The organism is Malaciobacter canalis, assembly GCF_008000835.1.
GTDB lineage: Bacteria > Campylobacterota > Campylobacteria > Campylobacterales > Arcobacteraceae > Malaciobacter > Malaciobacter canalis.
On record NZ_CP042812.1, the window covers coordinates 2,579,017 to 2,601,229 of the forward strand.

10 protein-coding genes and 1 pseudogene are annotated in these 22,213 nt (G+C 30.7%); all 11 read right to left on the reverse strand.

Translation table 11 applies throughout. The features are described from left to right. Positions 1–27 precede the first annotated feature (27 nt). The gene (locus ACAN_RS12825; RefSeq protein WP_079578311.1) at positions 28–699 is read right to left on the reverse strand and encodes a response regulator transcription factor; all 672 of its coding nucleotides are present in this window, start codon (positions 697–699) and stop codon (positions 28–30) included. After that, complete coding sequence (locus tag ACAN_RS14040; protein WP_228150613.1) at positions 696–2,915, reverse strand: sensor histidine kinase; 2,220 nt, start codon at positions 2,913–2,915, stop codon at positions 696–698. The genes ACAN_RS12825 and ACAN_RS14040 overlap by 4 nt, the downstream gene beginning before the upstream one ends. A gap of 87 nt (positions 2,916–3,002) precedes the next feature. Next, positions 3,003–4,052 carry a type II asparaginase gene (locus tag ACAN_RS12835; protein ID WP_099333754.1) on the reverse strand — a complete coding sequence of 350 codons (1,050 nt, stop codon included), beginning with the start codon at positions 4,050–4,052 and terminating at the stop codon, positions 3,003–3,005. 111 nt (positions 4,053–4,163) lie between these two features. After that, entirely contained in the window at positions 4,164–5,465 is a 1,302-nt protein-coding gene (locus tag ACAN_RS12840) for an anaerobic C4-dicarboxylate transporter (RefSeq protein WP_099333755.1), read from the reverse strand. Positions 5,466–5,502: 37 nt separating this feature from the next. Next, a complete protein-coding gene (gene aspA / locus ACAN_RS12845) occupies positions 5,503–6,900 on the reverse strand; it encodes an aspartate ammonia-lyase (protein WP_099333756.1) in 1,398 nt (465 codons plus the stop codon). 525 nt (positions 6,901–7,425) lie between these two features. Beyond that, positions 7,426–8,145 (reverse strand): fumarate reductase iron-sulfur subunit, encoded by a 720-nt coding sequence (locus ACAN_RS12850; RefSeq protein ID WP_079578319.1) that lies wholly within the window; start codon positions 8,143–8,145, stop codon positions 7,426–7,428. Further along, positions 8,145–10,127 (reverse strand): fumarate reductase flavoprotein subunit, encoded by a 1,983-nt coding sequence (locus ACAN_RS12855; RefSeq protein WP_099333757.1) that lies wholly within the window; start codon positions 10,125–10,127, stop codon positions 8,145–8,147. Before ACAN_RS12855 ends, ACAN_RS12850 begins: the two co-directional genes overlap by 1 nt. Positions 10,128–10,137: 10 nt before the next feature. Continuing rightward, on the reverse strand, positions 10,138–10,905 hold the full coding sequence (locus tag ACAN_RS12860; RefSeq protein WP_099333758.1) for a fumarate reductase cytochrome b subunit: 768 nt from the start codon (positions 10,903–10,905) through the stop codon (positions 10,138–10,140). Positions 10,906–11,125: 220 nt separating this feature from the next. Beyond that, positions 11,126–13,036 (reverse strand): transketolase, encoded by a 1,911-nt coding sequence (gene tkt / locus ACAN_RS12865; protein ID WP_099333759.1) that lies wholly within the window; start codon positions 13,034–13,036, stop codon positions 11,126–11,128. Positions 13,037–13,158: 122 nt separating this feature from the next. Next, a complete protein-coding gene (locus ACAN_RS12870; RefSeq protein ID WP_147525219.1) occupies positions 13,159–17,118 on the reverse strand; it encodes a VWA domain-containing protein in 3,960 nt (1,319 codons plus the stop codon). A 480-nt stretch (positions 17,119–17,598) separates the two neighbouring features. Further along, positions 17,599–22,146, reverse strand: a pseudogene (locus tag ACAN_RS14160) (beta strand repeat-containing protein); the annotation flags it as partial. Positions 22,147–22,213 lie beyond the last annotated feature (67 nt).

Genomic DNA, 22,213 nt, shown 5'->3' on the forward strand with positions numbered 1-22,213 from the left:
CACTTCTAAGTGCTAGGAAATAAGTTCTTAATCTAATTTTTGTACTATTTTAACCTCATTTGGATCCAAAGAATAACCTAAACCTTTTACTATTTTTATAGATCCTTCTGGGATTTTTTTTCTTAATCTTTTAACTAAGGCTCTAATATTTGTTAAAGTAGTTGGTTCTCCCTCCCATACATACTCTTCAATTTCATCAAAACTAAATACTCTATTTATATCTTTTCCTAAAAGTTCTAAAAATAAAATCTCTTTTTTTGCTAATTTTATATCTTCATCATCTCTTACTAAAGAGTGTTTTATATAATCAAATACTGCATTATCTTTAAATTTTAATAGTTTTGCTTCATTATGGCAAAGTTTTTTAATCTTATGAATTAATTCATACATAAAAAAAGGCTTTTTTAAATAATCATCACATCCCATTTCATAAGAAGTTTGAATCTTATCAAGTTCATAGTTTGAACTAATAATAATAACAGGAACTGTTAAATTATATAATCTAAAAGATTCCAAAACAGAAATTCCATCAAGTGATGGAACATTTATATCCAAAATCAAGCATTGATAACCATTTGTACAATTATCAAGTGCTTCCTCCCCATCTGTAAATATATCAACAATATAATTTTCACTTTTTAAGGCATTTGCTACTAATGTGGCAAGCCTTTCATTATCTTCTAATAGTAGTATTTTCATAATTTTGCTCCTAACTTAATACTAAACATAGCTCCATTATTAGTATTCTCAACTTCAATTGTGCCATCCATTTTATCTTCAATTATAAGTTTTGCCATATATAAGCCTATACCATGTCCATTCTCCTTTGTTGTATAGTAAGGTTTAAATATATTTTTTATATGCTCTTTTGGTATTCCTCCTCCATTGTCTTCTATTTGGATTAATACATCATTTTGAATATTTCTTATATCTATATTTATTATTCCCTCTTTTATTTTTTTCTCTTTTCTTCTTTTTACTATTGAATCTTTTGCATTATTTACTATATTTAACAATATTTGCATAAGCTCATTTTTATATCCTATAATATTTAAATTTGCATCTTTTTGTACTTGTACATTTGTCTTTATATAATTATATTTTATATTATGATTTATTATTTCTAGCATTTTTGTAACTGCTTCTGATATATTAAATGAAACTTTCCTTTTTGATGGCATTATGAAGTTTTGAAAATCACTTATTGTTTCACCCATATATCTAACTTGTACCATGATATCATTTACAAAGGCATTATTCTCTTCATCTATTATCTTTTTATCTGTTGAATATATTTGTTCTTGTGCTATTGTTGTTATCTCTAAAAGTGGTGTCTTCCATTGGTGCGCAATTGATGAAAATATCTCTCCTATCTCTGCTAATTTTGATTGTTGTATCATAAACTCTTGATGTTTTATTTTCTCTCTTAATGCAAGTTTTTCTTTTGTAACATCAGTAAATACAACCACTGTACCACTTGTTCTATAAATATCTTCTGTATAATCTGTTTGGTCAATCATATAAATATGTTCTTTATTATCTTTTGATTTTAAAATTATTGCATTACTTTCAAAATGATTTTTATCTACAAATGTTTTTAATAAGCTTAAAAGTTTTTTTACATTTCCATTTTCTATGAAATCTTTTAATTGTTTTCCTTTGATTATATTTGTACTCATCTCTAAAAGTTCATCAAATTTAGCATTAGAATCAACAATAAACCCCTTTTCATCTTCCCACACAATAGGGCTTTTTATTGAGTCTAATAAAACTTTATCAAATTGCATTCTTTGTTTTAATTTTTTTGAACTTTTAATTCTTAAGTATAAATTGTGAATTAAACCTAAAATTAAAAAAACCAAAAAAGGAGATATAATAAAAACAAAATCAATAAAAAGTCGATTTTTTTCAAAAAAAGACAATGGTGCATTTACATATTTGAATTTTTCATTTAATATATTTGGATTTATATTAAACTCTTTTACCTTTTCATAATCAAAAACATAGTTATAACTATCATCAGTTTTAATACTTACACTACTGTTTTTATTTTCCATAATCTTTTTTATCTCTTTTGCAGAGTTTCTTCCTAGTTGTTTTATATCAACTAATTTACCTCCAATTGCACCTTTTTTGATAAACAAATCATCAGTAATAAATACTGGAATTTTTGCATTTTTCATAAAAGAAGCAATTTCATAATTTGGATATAGTTTTCCAGTACTATCATTATAAAATCTTACGAAAAATAGTGCTTCATTCTCTTTATATGTTGAAAATTTATCTATTAAATCATCGAATTTGATTTTTCTTATATACTCAACTTCAAACTTATCTGTTATTTCCTCAATTGCTTCTTCAATAAATTTATGTGAATCATCACCATTTGCACTTTGGTCATTTAAAATATATAGTTTTTTTAATGTAGGATATAATTTTTTTATGATTTTTATATTGGTTTTGATCTCTCTTTTTTCAAGCATTCCACTAACTTGTTTTTCAAGACCATAATTTTTTATTTCTTCTTTTGAGTATTGTTCTAATCCAATAAAATATATAGGTTGAGTAATATCTAGTTCTTTACTATTTTGCAAGATAAAAGCATATGCAAATTTATCAACTGCAACAACTAAATCATATTTATGTTTTTTTAATTGAAGATCATAAAGTTCTGTTAATTTATCAAAATAATCTTTCGAAGCAATTCTTTTTGAATCCATATATAATACATTTGCATCAATATTTGTAGTATAAAAAAACTCTTCCATTCCTGCAATTACTTTATCACTCCACTCAAAACCTTTGTGATAAGAGTTGATTATTAAAACATTTTTAATCTCTTTTGCAAATAATGAAGTAGTTAAAGTGTTTAGTAGTATAAAAGTGCTTAGTAGTATAAAAATAGATTTTCTCAAGGTTATGCCTTTTTTCTTAATATTTTAAATTATAACATTAAAATATTATCATGACACTAAACAAAGAGAAAAATCTCTTTGTTTATCTTAATATTCAAAAAAAGTTTTTTGTAATTCTTTTTTATCATTTGTTTTAGTAAGTCCAAGCATTAATAAAATTCTTGCTTTTTGTGCATTTAAATTATCTGTTGCAATAAAACCATATTTTTCATCATTTACTTCACCATGTAAGTTTGTTCTACCACTACCTACTCTTGAAGTTCTTGCAACAACAATACCTTTTTTTACAGCTTTACCTAAAGCTTCTTGAGTACTTGGATATAAGTTACCATTACCCATACCTGCATGAATAATACCTTTTGCTCCTGCTTTTACTGCTGCATTTACAAAAATATCACTATCATTTGCATGTGCATATAAAATCTCAACTCTTGGTAAAGAATCTATTTTTTCTATATCAAACTCTGAATTATATGTATGTTTTCTAGTTGGGTTCATATAATAATGAACATTACCATAATAAACTGTACCAATTTTTCCAGTATTTGGTGAAGCAAAAGCATTTACCATAGAAGTATTAACTTTAGTAACTTCTCTTGCACTATGAATTTCATCATTCATTACAACAACAACACCTTTACCAGCTGTTTGTTTATCAATTGCTACATTAACAGCATTAAAAATATTCATTGGACCATCAGCACTCATAGATGAACCTGATCTCATAGCTCCAACAAAAACGATTGGTTTTTTACTTTTTACAGTTAAATCAAGAAAATAAGATGTTGCTTCCATAGTATCAGTACCATGAGTAATTACAACACCATCAACATCATCTTTTTTAAGTAATGTGTTAACTCTTTTTGCAAGTTTAATCCACACTTTATCATTCATCTCTTGTGAACCAATATTTGATATTTGTTCACCTTTAATATTTGCTAATTCTTTAATTGAAGGAACAGCTGAGATTAACTTATCAACTGTAACTGCACCTGCTGAATAAGCACTTTTTGTAGAAGACTCACCTGCTCCTGCAATAGTTCCACCTGTAGCTAAAATAGTAATATTTGGTTTAGCTAAAAGTACTGATGTACCAACAAAGGCAAATAACGCAACTGATTTTAATAATTTCTTCATGACAATCTCCTTTTATTTGATTGTAATTAGATAATAAACTTTAAAAAGTTAACATGATACTTAAAAAAATGCATACAAGAACCGATCTTGTATGCATTGAAGATATTTTGCTTAGATAATTATTCCAGCGAAAATAAATCCAAATATAACACTAAGAGCAATTGCTATAACTCCTGGTATCATAAATGGGTGGTTGAATACTAAATTACCAATTCTAGTTGAACCTGTATCATCCATTTCAACAGCTGCAAGTAACGTTGGATAAGTTGGTAATACAAATAATGCACTAACTGCTGCAAATGATGCAATTGCAGTAACAGGATCAACACCTAAAGCTAATGCTGCTGGCATTAATGCTTTTGTTGTTGCACCTTGAGAATATAAAAGCATACTTGCGAAGAATAAAGTAATTGCTAACATCCAAGGATAGTTATTTAATAAATTACCTGCAAAACCTTTAATCTCATCAATGTGAGCTCCTACAAATGTAGTCCCTAACCAAGCAACACCAAGTACACAAATACAAGCACTCATACCTGATTGAAATGTTGATGCAGTAATAACTTTTCCAGAATCAACTTTACAAGCCATTGTAATAATAGCAGCACAAGTTAACATAAATACCATAATAGCGGCATTTCTTGGAAGTGATGGATCTTGAATAACTCCAACTTTATCACTAATTAAAGTAGCATAAGTTACAACAGAGATAATAGTAAGAATAAAAATACCAACTGATAGTTTTGCACCTTTTTTAATCTCTACTTTTGTTTCACCTCTTAATTTAACTAAACCTTTTTTCATTCTATCTTGATAAATAGGATCGTCTTTTAAGTCTTTTCCTAAAAAGTTACTTACAAAAGCTGTAATCATACAAGCTGCAAATGTTGTAGGAATAACAATCGCTAATAACTCAATATATCCAACCCCTAAAGGCTCAATAATTCCACTAAAGAATACTACTGCTGCTGAAATTGGAGAAGCAGTAATCGCAATTTGCGATGCCACAACTGCAATACCTAAAGGTCTTGATGGTCTAATACCTTGTTCTTTTGCAACTTCTGCAATTACAGGAAGCGTTGAATATGCTGTATGCCCTGTACCTGCAAGTAATGTCATAAAATAAGTAACTGCTGGTGCTAAATATGTAATATGCTTAGGATTTCTTCTCAAAATATCCTCTGCAATTTTTACCATATAATCCAATCCACCTGCAATTTGCATTGCTGCAATTGCTGCAATAACTGACATGATAATTAAAATAACATCGATTGGTATACTACCTGGTTCTAAACCAAAGAAAAGACAAAGGATTAATACTCCAAGTCCACCTGCATACCCAATTCCAATTCCACCTATTCTAGCCCCCATATAAATAGCGCCTAACACTACTAATATTTCTAAAAATAACATAACGTCCTCCTTGTGAGTTATTTGATACTGTAAATAATTATTTAATTCTTGGTTTAATCATATTTTCTGGTCTAATAATCTCTTCTAGTTCACTTTGTGTTAAAAGTTGTTTTTCTAATACAATATCGTAAACTGATCTTCCAGATTCTAACGCCTCCTTTGCAACATTTGTTGAGTTTTCATATCCAATATAAGGGTTAAGTGCAGTTACTAAACCAATACTATTTAAAACTAAATTTTTGCAATGCTCTTCATTTGCAGTAATTCCATCAACACATTTTTCAGATAATGTTTCAAATGCATTTTTCATCATATTAATTGAATTAAATAAGTTATATGCAATTACAGGTTCAAATACATTAAGTTGTAATTGTCCACCCTCACTTGCCATTGTAATAGTAACATCTGCTCCAATTACTTGGAATGCAACTTGATTTACAACTTCAGGGATAACTGGATTTACTTTACCTGGCATAATTGATGAACCAGGTTGCATTGCAGGAAGGTTAATCTCATTAAGTCCAGTTCTTGGTCCACTACTTAAAAGTCTTAAATCGTTACAAATTTTAGAAATTTTAATAGCAACTCTTTTTAATACTCCAGAGATTTGTACATAAGCACCTGTATCTTGTGTTGCTTCAACTAAATCTTTTGCTGTTACAAATGGTCTTCCAGTTACTTCTTGTAATCTTTGTTCTACTTCATGTGCATATTCTGGGTGAGAGTTAATACCAGTACCAATTGCAGTTGCACCTAAATTCATCTCTCTTACAAGTTGTTGTGCTCCAATTAATCTTTCAATATCTTCATCAATCATAGTTACATATGTATGAAACTCTTGCCCTAATGTCATAGGAACAGCATCTTGAAGTTGTGTTCTTCCCATTTTAATAACATCTTTAAACTCATCTGCTTTTTTCATGCAAGATTTTCTTAAAACTTTCATTGAATCAATTAATTCATATATTTTTTCAAAAAGTGCAATTCTAAATGCTGTTGGATAAGCATCATTTGTTGATTGTGATTTATTTACATCATTATTTGGATGTAATAAGTCATATTGACCTTTTTCATGACCTAAAATTTCTAAGGCTCTATTTGCGATTACTTCATTTGCATTCATATTAGTAGAAGTACCAGCTCCACCTTGAATAACATCAACAACAAAATGCTCATGTAAAGAGCCATTAATTATCTCATCACAAGCTTCACAAATTGCATTTTTTTTGTTTTCTTCTAATAGTTTTAAATTATAGTTTGCTAATGCGCAAGCTTTTTTTACTTTTGCAAGTGAAATAATAAATGTAGGGAATTGAGATAATGTCACACCTGTAATATGAAAATTATCTTGAGCTCTTGCAGTTTGCACTCCATAATAAAACTCATTATCTATCTCTCGTTCACCGATTAAATCGTGCTCCATTCTTTTACTCATAATATGTCCTTTGAATTAATTTTGAAATTAAAGTCTGTCATTATGTTCTTTAAAAAAGGCTTTAATTTTTTACTTAATGTAATTCTATAAGTCCAAAATGAACTAAAAGTGATTTTTTATGAATACTTATTCATTTTTTTACTTTTTTTTTACTTTTTTTGAATATGAGACTTTAAAATTAGAATATTTTTATTTATAATATTTTTTTGATTTTAGATAAAAAGGAGAGACTGGGCTGTTTTGTGCTTTTTTATAGTAAGTGAATGAGCATTATTATTTAAGGTCTAGTATTATTAGAGCGTTATACTAGTTAATATTACTACTACGTTAATTAAACATTAGTTTTTATAAGTTCAGGATGGCGACTATTTCATAAAAATAGTCATTTACTAATAAACCTAATTATTTCCCGTAAAAATATCAAGGTTACTATTGGACAAGCAAACTCACAGCCAGGAGCTATACATCCAAAATTATTAAAATAGAAAAGCTTGATGGGATAAGCTTTTCTATGCTGGTTGTCTTCTACTCTTTTATAGTAGCTAGCTTTCTTCTCATATATGCTATTTTATTTTGTAAAGGAAGATGTTTTGGACAAGTATCCTCACAACCAAGAAGAGTCATACATCCAAATATTCCATTATCATCACCAACTAACTCATAATAATCATCAATTGTTCTTTCATCATGAGGATCACATTCAAATCTTGCAACTCTATTAAGACCAACTGCACCAACAAAATCTTCTTTAATAAGTTTTGTTCCACAACCTGCAACACAACATCCGCACTCAATACATCTATCAAGTTCAAATACTTCATCTGCAACATCTGGTTCAATTCTCTCTTCAAGATTAGAAATATCAGTCTCTTTTGTTGTATGAATCCAAGATTCAACTCTTTTACTCATACCATCCATCCACTCACCTGTATTAACAGATAAGTCTTTGATTAGTTTAAATGTAGGAAGAGGTAAAAGAGTAATTACATCTTCAAAATCTTTTGTTAATGATCTACACCCTAATTTTGGTCTTCCATTGATCATCATGGCACAACTACCACAAATACCAGCACGACAAACAAAATCAAAACTCAAACCTGCATCCATATTTTCTCTTATGTATGTTAAAGCTAAATAAATAGTCATACTATCTGTTTCTTCAATCTTATAATCTTTGAAATATGGTTTACTATCTCCACTTTGTGGGTCATATCTTAATACCCTAATTGTTAATTGCCGTGCCATTACTTAACTCCTAATCTTTTATTTTTTCTTTTATACTCTTCTTGTAAAGGAAAAGGCATAAGAGCATCTTGAATTTGGTATCTATCTTTACCCTCAGTCTCTAATTTTTCAGTTAACTCATCAACTTGTGCTTGTCTTACTGCTGATAATTCATTTTCTATAATCATACCCTTAGCACCATATCCTCTAAATCCAGGAGGTATTTCCATTTTCATAATATCTAACTCTTCATACTCAACAGTTGGCATTGTATTACCCTCTTCCCATGAAGTAAGTGTTCTTTTTAACCAATTTGCATCATCTCTTTTTGGATAATCTTCTCTTGTATGAGCCCCTCTACTTTCTGTTCTATCTAACGCACCTTTTGCTACACAAAGTGCAACTTTAAGCATCATTGGAACTCTATATGCTTCTTCTAATTCAGGGTTTGCTGTTAGTTGTTTATTTTCAACAGAGATATTTTTTGATTTAATATAAAGCTCTTCTAACTCTTTAACTGCTTTTTCTAAACCATTTCCATCTCTAAAAATACCAACATAATCTTGCATTATTTTTTTCATTCTATTTTTAATTTTAAAAATATTTTCTGTTCCATTTAAAGATACTAATTGTTTAATATAGTTCTCTTTTTTAGCAACTGCATCTTCAATAGTTTTTGTATCAATATCAATCTCATTATCTTTACAAAAATCTGCAAAGTAGTTACCTACAATCATACCAGCAACAACCGTTTCAGATACAGAGTTTCCTCCAAGTCTATTAAATCCATGCATATCCCAACATGCTGCTTCACCTGCACTAAAAAGACCTTTTAATGTAGGAGATTCCCCTGTTGGTTTTGTTCTAATACCACCCATTGAGTAGTGTTGCATTGGATGAACTGGTGCCCAACCTTTTTGTCCCTCATCAGCTGGATCAATTCCTGCAAAATATTCACAAATTTCTTGTACATCTCTTAGGTTTCTTTCAATATGGTCTCTTCCTAAAATAGAGATATCTAACCATAAATGTTTTCCATAAGGAGAATCAACACCTTTTCCTTTTCTAATATGTTCCATCATTCTTCTTGAAACAACATCTCTACTTGCAAGATCTTTTTTCTCAGGTTCATAATCTGGCATAAATCTGTGTCCATCAACATCTCTTAGAACACCTCCATCACCTCTACAACCCTCAGTTAATAAAATACCTGATGGGAATAATGGTGTTGGGTGAAATTGTACAGCTTCCATATTTCCAAGTTTTGCAACTCCTGTTTCTAGTGCAATGGCTGTACCAATTCCCTCACAGATTACTGCATTAGTAGTAATTTCATAAACTCTACCATATCCACCTGTTGCTATTAATGTTCCTTTTGAAACATATGCTACAACATCACCTGTAATTAAATCTCTAACAATTGCTCCATAACATCTATTATTTTTATGAATAAGTCCAATTGCTTCTTTTCTATCTTCAATATTAACATCATTTTTTAAAGCTTCATTTGCAACAGCGAAAAGCATTGTATGCCCAGTTGCATCAGCTGTATAACATGTTCTCCATTTTTTTGTTCCACCAAAGTCTCTTGAGTTAATTAAACCATGTTTATTGTCATCTTCAAAAATATTTGTTTTTTTAGTATTAATAACTGCTTCATGGTTACCTTTTCTAATTCTTGTCCAAGGCACACCCCAAGATGCTAATTCTCTAATTGCTTTTGGTGCAGTTGTTACAAACATTCTTGCAACTTCTTGATCACATCCCCAGTCACTACCTTTTACAGTATCAGAAAAGTGAACATCTTCATTATCACCTTCACTCATTTTTGCATTACCTAAACTAGCTTGCATACCACCTTGTGCAGCAGCACTATGAGATCTTTTTACAGGAACTAAACTTAATACTGTCGTACTTAATCCCTTATCAGCAGCAGCAACAGCAGCCCTAAGACCTGCTAAACCTCCACCAACTACTAATGCATCACAATATTTAATCTTCATAATCTAACCTTTAATTGTTTATAATTTTTGAACTATTTGTTGGTTGATACTTTTGTCCTGGTGCAATATCATTTTCTAATCCAATTTTAATATATGCAAGTAAAGTTACAACTCCTAAAGTTAAAAATACAACACTTAGTAATTTTTTAACTTTTAACATTTTAGCTCTTGTTGCTTTTGGGTTTTCGCCATCAAACCAACCCCATTTCATAGCAGCTCTGTATAATCCAACAGAACCATGAATCTCAACACAGATTAATAAAACAACATAAAGTAACCACATATGATCTTCAACAACTCTATATGCTGATCCAAATGGACCTATATTTTGAGGTTGAGTAAACATAATAAATAAGTGAATCATTGCTGCAAACATCATGATTAATCCACTTATCCATTGAAACATCCACATTGATGTATCATTGTGTTTCATCATTTTTGCATGTTCTTTAATTTTTATATATGTTTTATAACTAGTAGGAAATTTTCTTAATCCTAAGATTGCATGTATTATAAATACAATTGTTATAGCCAAAACAAAAAAACTTACAACAGCTGGTATTCCACCTTCAAATATGAAATCTAGCTCGAAAGCTTTTGTTACTGCATGCATTACATCTTTTCCAAGAAGTATTGTTGATACAAACAACATATGCCCCATCATAAAAAGTGCTAAAACTACACCAGTAGCAGTTAACCACACATCCATTTTTGCAGGAGTTCTACTCTTTTTACCTTGAGTAGTTACACCTGTATATGCTTCAATTACCTTTTCCATAATTACCTCCAAGTAACCTTATAAAGTACTTATTTTTTTAAATTAAGTAATTTTATAAGAAAAGTATGACATAAAAGGTATTTTTTGCGTTTTTTTGTAAGTTTTTTTAAAAATTTTAATTAATTTTGATATTTTAGAGTAAAAAGTGGAAAAAAGTAGGAATAAGGTAGTTTAATTTGAATTAAGGTAGTAAAAAGATCTTTTACTACCTTATATTGTTTTATAAGTCTTTTTTAATCTTTTGTGTTAATGAATCAATTGTAAAACCAAAATCTTCAAATAACTTATTTGCAGGAGCACTTGCACCAAATGTATCCATGCCATAAACTACATCTGCATATTTGTAGTATTCTAAGCCTCTTGCTGCTTCTACAGCAAATACTTTTGTATTTTTATCAATAATATTTGAAATATACTCTTTATCTTGCTCAAGAAGTAAATCAAAACAAGGAACAGAAACAATATTTGCTAAAATACCATCTTTTTCTAAAGCACAAGCTGTTTTAAGAGCTAGCATTACTTCACTACCACTAGCCATAATAGTAACAGTTGCACCCTCTCTTTTTTTAAGTAAGTATCCACCATTTGATACATCACCAAACTCTTTTTTTGATTTTAATACTTCTAAATTTTGTCTTGAACAAACAAAAGCACTTGGAGCATTTAATTTTAATGCAGTTTTCCAACAATCAATATTTTCATTAGCATCAGCAGGTCTAAATACATAAAAATTTGGTAAAGCTCTAAATTGAGATAAATGTTCAATTGGTTGATGTGTTGGACCATCTTCTCCAACTCCAATAGAATCATGTGTCCAAATAAAATGTTGAGGAATACTTGCAAGTGCAGCAATTCTTGCAGCTGGTTTTAAATAATCAGAAAATACAAAAAATGTTGCACTGTAAACTCTAAATAAACCATATAAGTTCATTGCATTACAAATTGATGCCATAGCATGCTCTTTTATTCCAAAATGTATATTTCTTCCAGTTGGAAAATCACCCATATCTAAAAGTTCAGTTTTATTTGATGGAGCTAAATCTGCACTTCCACCTAAGAATCCTGGAATTGCTTTTGCAATTGCATTTAAAATTTTATGATTTGAACCTCTTGTTGCTACACTTGACCCCTCTTCAAACTGTGGATATTCAATACTATCAAAATTTGGATTTTTAAGCTCTTCTATTTTTGCTTTTGTCTCTTCACTTAAAGACTCATTCCAAGCATTTTCAGCTTCAACACCTTTGATTAATTTATCAAATGCACCCTTAATATCATAAGGAACAACAAATTTTTCATCTGGATTAAATCCTGCTTTTTCTTTAGAAGCTCTTATCTCATCTTCACCTAAAGGTGCTCCATGTGTATGGTGACTCCCCTCTAAAGTTGCAGCACCTTTTCCAATAGCAGTTTTTGCAATAATTAAAACAGGTTTAGTTGCTTCTTTTGCTTTTGTTATTGCATTGTCAATTTGTGTAAAGTTATGTCCATCAATCTCAATTACATCAAAATTAATAGCATCAAATCTTTTTTTAACATTTTCACTCCATGAAATAGAAGTATCTCCCTCAATTGTAATAGAGTTTGAGTCATAAATAACTACTAAGTTATCTAAGTTTAAATGCCCAGCAGTTGCGCATGCTTCATAAGAAATACCCTCTTGTAAATCTCCATCTCCACATAAACAATAAACTTTATGATTTATAACATCTTTTCCTAATATATTTTGTGCATATTTTGAAGCCATAGAAAAACCAACAGCATTTGCAATACCTTGACCTAAAGGACCAGTCGTAATCTCAATACCATGAGTATGTCCATACTCTGGATGACCTGGTGTTTTAGAGTTATGTTGTCTAAAATTCTTAATATCTGAAAGGCTAACATCAAATCCCCATAAATGAAGAAGTGAATACACAAGTCCTGTTGCATGACCACCACTAAATACTAATCTATCTCTATTTAGCCATTTATCATTTGAAGGACTAATATTTAAGTGTTTACTTAATACTGTTGCAATATCAGCAAGTCCCATTGGAGCACCTGGGTGACCTGAGTTGGCTTGCTGAACCATATCAGCAGCTAAAAATCTAATTGTATTAGCTTGTTTTTGGAGTAGTTCTTTCGACATAATTTTCCTATATTGTTGGAGTTTTTTTTAAAGTAGTGCCAATTATATCTAAAAAGCTTTAAAAAAAATATGAAGCAATTAAACTTAAAAAATCAAAAGAAGAAGTTTAAACTTCTTCTTTTTTAAATATCAGGGTCAACTGAAACATCTTCATCAATTAAAATTTTGATATTTGAAGTTCCACTTGTAGTTCCCTCATAAACATTAAATGTATTACCATCATCATCTGAAATTTGACCATCTGATTTCGTCCAGTTCCCCTCAAGCCTAACACTATCTTCACCAGACTCATCACCAAAGATTTTCAAGATATTTTCATCATCAGTTAAATCTTCAATACTTTGTTCATCAATAATAATATGGTTTGCTAAATCATTTGTTAAATCAATGGCTTCAATGTTATCAACTTTTGGTGCTATATTTGAAAGATCTATATCTTCATCAGTTAGTACTTTTAAAGTATCTTCACCCTCACCTGCATCAATAATATCGCCCTCATGATAAATAATTTCATCATCTCCTGCACCTGCATTAATAGTTGCATTTGAACCATGAGAATCAAATCTTTCATCCGCATTAGTTCCATTCATATGATTTGTTGAATCTACATCAACTTCTAATTTTGCATTTGTACTTACTGTATTTGTATCATTATTTTCTGATTCTGTTGATGTTACACTTGCTTTCATTGAATTAATTTCTGTGCTAGATAATTCTGTCGATGATACAACTGTATACTCTTGTTGTAAACCTTCATTTGATGGTAAAGATACTGTTCCATTAGAAACAGTATACTCATTTCCACTACTATCTTTTATACTTGTAATTGATGAAGGTAAATTTTCAATTGTAATATTTGACAATGTTTCACTTCCATCTTTGTCAGCTAATACAGCTGTTAATACAATAGTATAATTATAAACAGTTGTACTCATTGGTGAACTATTAAATGCATTTGCATCTCCTTTAACTACACCATCACTGCATTTAATATTTTCAAAATTTGAAATTTTCTCTCGAATATCATCATTATTGTTATAATAGTCATACTTTGTATAACCTTTTAGATATATAGAGTCGTTACCTTCTCCTCCATCTACTTCTGCTTTATAACCACCATAATAATCATTTATTTTGCCTCCAATAGTTATGAAATCATTACCATCGCCTAAATTAATATTTTTCCAAGAATATATATCACGTCCAACATTAACAACATCATTTCCACCATTAGTATCCAAATTATTATTTACATTATATTTAATATTTATATAATCATCAGTATCAGTAAATTTTTCCCAATGAGTATAATTACCTTTTGTAACATCATAATCATGACTAATTACTTGACTACCATTATCTTCTACACTAAAATCTAACCTTGGGGTACTTGCTGTATCATCAACATTATTCTCAATATTAATGTTTATTTTTACACTTGCTTTATCTCCATCTTCATCTTGAGTATTTACTACAAAGCTTTCTGTAAACTCTTTTATATCATTAAAATTTCCACCAAAGCTATAATCTCCTGTTTGAAAATTGAAATCTAAAGTAGCTCCTGAACTAGTTAAAATTGTAACAATATTATTTGATGAATCATCTATTGTATAGCTATTTCCATCTACAACAATTGACTCAATAGAAATTTCACCATCGCCACCAGATATATTATCTAAAATATTTCCTTCAATTTTTTTATACACATTCTCAACAAGTCTATCTTTTAAATCATTCTCATCTTCTATGATTGTCACATTTGTTTTTACATTACCAATATCTTGTGCAACTTTATCTAAATAAGTAGTATCTGTAATACCTTTACCTATTCCTATTACATTTAACTCTTTAGCATTGTTTTCTAAAAAGTCTTTCCAGTTTTCTAAGTATTTACTATCAATAATTCCATATTCATCATACCAACCATCATAATTTTCTACATTAGGTTTACCATCAGAGATAAAATAAACTGTTGCTTTTTCTCCATTTGCAGGAGGAGTATAGTTTGAATATGTCTCTTCTAGTGCATCTTCATAGTTTGTATTACCACCTGCACTAAAACTATTTATAATATTTAATGCATCTTCTGGACTATACCAACCACTTTCAGATTCTCCACCATCTAAATCATCTGCTTTTCCTGCAAAAGAAGTTAAATTAATTTTTACATTAGAGAACTCTTTATATGTATCTACCATATTTTGTAAAGCATCTTTTGCTAATTGTAATCTAGTTGCTAAAGTACCATCTTCAAGTCTTATTTTATTATTCATACTTCCTGAAATATCTAAAACAATTACAATATTTTCATCTGTTTTACTATATGTATCTCCAAAATCCAATACTTGTGATTCATCTTGTGCAAAAGGAACAGCATCACTGTTTGTTGATTCTTTATAGTTTGTTCCATCTTCATTATCATTTGATTCTGTTGATCTTGCTGTAATAGTTAGATTAAAATCACCTGCACTATCTTCAGGAACTTTTAATTTTAAATTGTCACTTATAGATGTTGCATCTGATGGAACTTCTACACTATATGAACCATCACTATTTTTTATAATAGTATAAGTATCATCTATACTTTCAAGTGTTGCACCCTCAGGAACTCCATCAATTTTTACACTTAATGTTTCACTACCATCTGTATCAGTTAATGCAGCACTAATATCTACATCATACTCAAATGTTTTTATTCCCTCTTTTACAAGTTCTCCATCAATAACATCATAAACACCATCTTTAAATACTAATTTTTCAATACTATATAAATTATCACCCGTTTCATAAGTATCTAAACCTTGATTGTCAGGATGAGACCAACCTTTAGATGCATCATATCTAGTATCAATTACATTTATTCTAACATTTGAACCATCAGTAATAAATGTAATATTATAATCATCAAAATTACCTCTATATATTACAGTATCTGTTCCATCTGAAACAGAAGGTAATGCTCCTTCATGTCCTCCATAAATAGAGTCATCACCTTCTTGTCCTAAGAATACATCATCCCCATCATAACCTATCATATTATCAGATAAGTCTTTTCCATCAATAAAATCATTAGTATTATTAAATCTACCTGCTGATAAATTATCACCATGTGATTCAGTACCTTCAATATATGTATCAGAATTATCTTTTAAATCTTGTACATAGCTATCATAATTAAAGTCTGAATTATCAATTATTACAGTTGCATTACTAACATTGATTGAAGCAGTTGGCGCATCTGCTACTGCTTTTACTTCAACTGATGTTGTATACTCCTCATCATGCCATGTAGTTCCATCTGAAACTTCAAATTTAAAACTACCATCTTCATCGCTATTTGAATCAGGTTCAAAAGTAACTTTTCCAGAAGCAATGTCAGCTAAAGAGATAACTTGATTTTCTGCAATTTCAATAGTTGTATCTTCTGTAACCACATAAGTATTGCCCTCTTTATCAATAACTGTTTGTCCGCTTGTTACTTTATAGTATAAAGTACCATTTTCAGGAACTTGTGTTATTTTAAACTCTCTTACATCTTTTCCAAGCTCACCAAAATCTGTCTCTGTTAATACATATGTTGTATCTTCTGTTACAACAATATTATCATTTGTTGAACTTAAATCATCTTTGAAAGAATCACTTAAATCAAATGAACTATCAGTTCCATTTACTTTTTCATAATTTCCACCAATAATCTCTTTTACAACAATATTAATATCAGATAAATCAGCAAAATCTTTTGCATCAACAGTTAAAGCACCTCTTCCAGTAGCATTTAAATCAACCTCATACTCTTGACCATTTACTTCAACAATAGCTTTTGCTTGTCCTTGAGGTGGATAGTTTTCATCTACTTGAATATTAAATGTAACTTTTCCATCAGTAGTACTAATATTTGTAATTTCAGGATCAATAACTTCTGTATATGAGATTTCATTTATTAAGTAATCATCATCATATCCTGGTGCACTAAACTCAACTTTATCAAAAGCAGTTGGTTCACCATTTGCATCTGGAAATTCAAAAGTATAAGATAAATCAACTCTATCTGTTCCACCTTGAGCTTGAACAGATTTAATCAAGTTACCATTTACATCATAATAATTAACAGTTGCATCTGTACTAGATCCACCTCCAGTAACTTCTGCATATCCTAACTCTTCTGTATCATTAAAAAATGTAACTTTAGCAGTTTCACCGTTATGTCTCCAAGCAAAAGCTACATCTAAAGAATCAGCATCATTAGTAAAATCAAAAACTATTTTTTCACTAACTCCATTATTTCCATGACCTAACTCTGAACTTGCACCTGAACCAGATGTTCTTCCTTGAACACCAAAGCCATCATGGTTTGTTCCTTTAACAATTGCTAAGTTTCCTTCATTTCCATATATATCATAAGCAGTTATATTAATACCAGTAGCTTCTCCAAACTCAGTATCAACATCAATAACTTTTGGAGCAGTTGCAACTGCTGTTACTGTTACATCAATAGGTGTAATTGTATCAGCTATATTTGCTGTTACTGTATCTGTAGATGGTGTTAATTGTTCAAAGTTTCCACCCTCTACACTTGTAATTGAATTATCTAATGTACTTGCATCATTATATACATCTTCTGTATTTGGGTTTGTTACTTCTAGTGTTCCTGTTGTTCCATCTGATACTATATCATTACCTTCAGCATCTTTCCCAATTACTGTACCTTTTGGTTCAATTGTAATGTCACCTAATTTTGTGTGTACTACTACTTTAGGATCTTCTGCTCTTACCTCATTTGTAAGTGTTGCTGTAAATAGTACTGTTCCTGATGCCTCATTTGTATCTGTTGCACTTAAACTTACTGTTGTTGTATCTATTGAGTCTTCTACTGTTAATTCACCTGCATTTACTACTGGGTTCTCAATCTCTCCTGCACTACTTGATACTTCTGCTGTAATAGATGTTGTTGAATCTGCTTCTTTTATTGAATCTGAATCTGCTGTTACTGTTATTGTCGCATCTTTTGTTCCATTTTCAGTAAACGTAACTTCTGTTCCATCTGATAATTTAACTGTTACAGTCTCTCCATCTTTAAAGTTATGACCTTCTAATTTAACTTCTACTGTTGCAGAAGTTGCATCTTCATTTACTGTTGCATTTCCAACTGTTACTGTTGTTGTATCTATTGAGTCTTCTACTGTTAATTCACCTGCATTTACTACTGGGTTCTCAATCTCTCCTGCACTACTTGATACTTCTGCTGTAATAGATGTTGTTGAATCTGCTTCTTTTATTGAATCTGAATCTGCTGTTACTGTTATTGTCGCATCTTTTGTTCCATTTTCAGTAAACGTAACTTCTGTTCCATCTGATAATTTAACTGTTACAGTCTCTCCATCTTTAAAGTTATGACCTTCTAATTTAACTTCTACTGTTGCAGAAGTTGCATCTTCATTTACTGTTGCATTTCCAACTGTTACTGTTGTTGTATCTATTGAGTCTTCTACTGTTAATTCACCTGCATTTACTACTGGGTTCTCAATCTCTCCTGCACTACTTGATACTTCTGCTGTAATAGATGTTGTTGAATCTGCTTCTTTTATTGAATCTGAATCTGCTGTTACTGTTATTGTCGCATCTTTTGTTCCATTTTCAGTAAACGTAACTTCTGTTCCATCTGATAATTTAACTGTTACAGTCTCTCCATCTTTAAAGTTATGACCTTCTAATTTAACTTCTACTGTTGCAGAAGTTGCATCTTCATTTACTGTTGCATTTCCAACTGTTACTGTTGTTGTATCTATTGAGTCTTCTACTGTTAATTCACCTGCATTTACTACTGGGTTCTCAATCTCTCCTGCACTACTTGATACTTCTGCTGTAATAGATGTTGTTGAATCTGCTTCTTTTATTGAATCTGAATCTGCTGTTACTGTTATTGTCGCATCTTTTGTTCCATTTTCAGTAAACGTAACTTCTGTTCCATCTGATAATTTAACTGTTACAGTCTCTCCATCTTTAAAGTTATGACCTTCTAATTTAACTTCTACTGTTGCAGAAGTTGCATCTTCATTTACTGTTGCATTTCCAACTGTTACTGTTGTTGTATCTATTGAGTCTTCTACTGTTAATTCACCTGCATTTACTACTGGGTTCTCAATCTCTCCTGCACTACTTGATACTTCTGCTGTAATAGATGTTGTTGAATCTGCTTCTTTTATTGAATCTGAATCTGCTGTTACTGTTATTGTCGCATCTTTTGTTCCATTTTCAGTAAACGTAACTTCTGTTCCATCTGATAATTTAACTGTTACAGTCTCTCCATCTTTAAAGTTATGACCTTCTAATTTAACTTCTACTGTTGCAGAAGTTGCATCTTCATTTACTGTTGCATTTCCAACTGTTACTGTTGTTGTATCTATTGAGTCTTCTACTGTTAATTCACCTGCATTTACTACTGGGTTCTCAATCTCTCCTGCACTACTTGATACTTCTGCTGTAATAGATGTTGTTGAATCTGCTTCTTTTATTGAATCTGAATCTGCTGTTACTGTTATTGTCGCATCTTTTGTTCCATTTTCAGTAAACGTAACTTCTGTTCCATCTGATAATTTAACTGTTACAGTCTCTCCATCTTTAAAGTTATGACCTTCTAATTTAACTTCTACTGTTGCAGAAGTTGCATCTTCATTTACTGTTGCATTTCCAACTGTTACTGTTGTTGTATCTATTGAGTCTTCTACTGTTAATTCACCTGCATTTACTACTGGGTTCTCAATCTCTCCTGCACTACTTGATACTTCTGCTGTAATAGATGTTGTTGAATCTGCTTCTTTTATTGAATCTGAATCTGCTGTTACTGTTATTGTCGCATCTTTTGTTCCATTTTCAGTAAACGTAACTTCTGTTCCATCTGATAATTTAACTGTTACAGTCTCTCCATCTTTAAAGTTATGACCTTCTAATTTAACTTCTACTGTTGCAGAAGTTGCATCTTCATTTACTGTTGCATTTCCAACTGTTACTGTTGTTGTATCTATTGAGTCTTCTACTGTTAATTCACCTGCATTTACTACTGGGTTCTCAATCTCTCCTGCACTACTTGATACTTCTGCTGTAATAGATGTTGTTGAATCTGCTTCTTTTATTGAATCTGAATCTGCTGTTACTGTTATTGTCGCATCTTTTGTTCCATTTTCAGTAAACGTAACTTCTGTTCCATCTGATAATTTAACTGTTACAGTCTCTCCATCTTTAAAGTTATGACCTTCTAATTTAACTTCTACTGTTGCAGAAGTTGCATCTTCATTTACTGTTGCATTTCCAACTGTTACTGTTGTTGTATCTATTGAGTCTTCTACTGTTAATTCACCTGCATTTACTACTGGGTTCTCAATCTCTCCTGCACTACTTGATACTTCTGCTGTAATAGATGTTGTTGAATCTGCTTCTTTTATTGAATCTGAATCTGCTGTTACTGTTATTGTCGCATCTTTTGTTCCATTTTCAGTAAACGTAACTTCTGTTCCATCTGATAATTTAACTGTTACAGTCTCTCCATCTTTAAAGTTATGACCTTCTAATTTAACTTCTACTGTTGCAGAAGTTGCATCTTCATTTACTGTTGCATTTCCAACTGTTACTGTTGTTGTATCTATTGAGTCTTCTACTGTTAATTCACCTGCATTTACTACTGGGTTCTCAATCTCTCCTGCACTACTTGATACTTCTGCTGTAATAGATGTTGTTGAATCTGCTTCTTTTATTGAATCTGAATCTGCTGTTACTGTTATTGTCGCATCTTTTGTTCCATTTTCAGTAAACGTAACTTCTGTTCCATCTGATAATTTAACTGTTACAGTCTCTCCATCTTTAAAGTTATGACCTTCTAATTTAACTTCTACTGTTGCAGAAGTTGCATCTTCATTTACTGTTGCATTTCCAACTGTTACTGTTGTTGTATCTATTGAGTCTTCTACTGTTAATTCACCTGCATTTACTACTGGGTTCTCAATCTCTCCTGCACTACTTGATACTTCTGCTGTAATAGATGTTGTTGAATCTGCTTCTTTTATTGAATCTGAATCTGCTGTTACTGTTATTGTCGCATCTTTTGTTCCATTTTCAGTAAACGTAACTTCTGTTCCATCTGATAATTTAACTGTTACAGTCTCTCCATCTTTAAAGTTATGACCTTCTAATTTAACTTCTACTGTTGCAGAAGTTGCATCTTCATTTACTGTTGCATTTCCAACTGTTACTGTTGTTGTATCTATTGAGTCTTCTACTGTTAATTCACCTGCATTTACTACTGGGTTCTCAATCTCTCCTGCACTACTTGATACTTCTGCTGTAATAGATGTTGTTGAATCTGCTTCTTTTATTGAATCTGAATCTGCTGTTACTGTTATTGTCGCATCTTTTGTTCCATTTTCAGTAAACGTAACTTCTGTTCCATCTGATAATTTAACTGTTACAGTCTCTCCATCTTTAAAGTTATGACCTTCTAATTTAACTTCTACTGTTGCAGAAGTTGCATCTTCATTTACTGTTGCATTTCCAACTGTTACTGTTGTTGTATCTATTGAGTCTTCTACTGTTAATTCACCTGCATTTACTACTGGGTTCTCAATCTCTCCTGCACTACTTGATACTTCTGCTGTAATAGATGTTGTTGAATCTGCTTCTTTTATTGAATCTGAATCTGCTGTTACTGTTATTGTCGCATCTTTTGTTCCATTTTCAGTAAACGTAACTTCTGTTCCATCTGATAATTTAACTGTTACAGTCTCTCCATCTTTAAAGTTATGACCTTCTAATTTAACTTCTACTGTTGCAGAAGTTGCATCTTCATTTACTGTTGCATTTCCAACTGTTACTGTTGTTGTATCTATTGAGTCTTCTACTGTTAATTCACCTGCATTTACTACTGGGTTCTCAATCTCTCCTGCACTACTTGATACTTCTGCTGTAATAGATGTTGTTGAATCTGCTTCTTTTATTGAATCTGAATCTGCTGTTACTGTTATTGTCGCATCTTTTGTTCCATTTTCAGTAAACGTAACTTCTGTTCCATCTGATAATTTAACTGTTACAGTCTCTCCATCTTTAAAGTTATGACTTCTAATTTAACTTCTACTGTTGCAGAAGTTGCATCTTCATTTACTGTTGCATTTCCAACTGTTACTGTTGTTG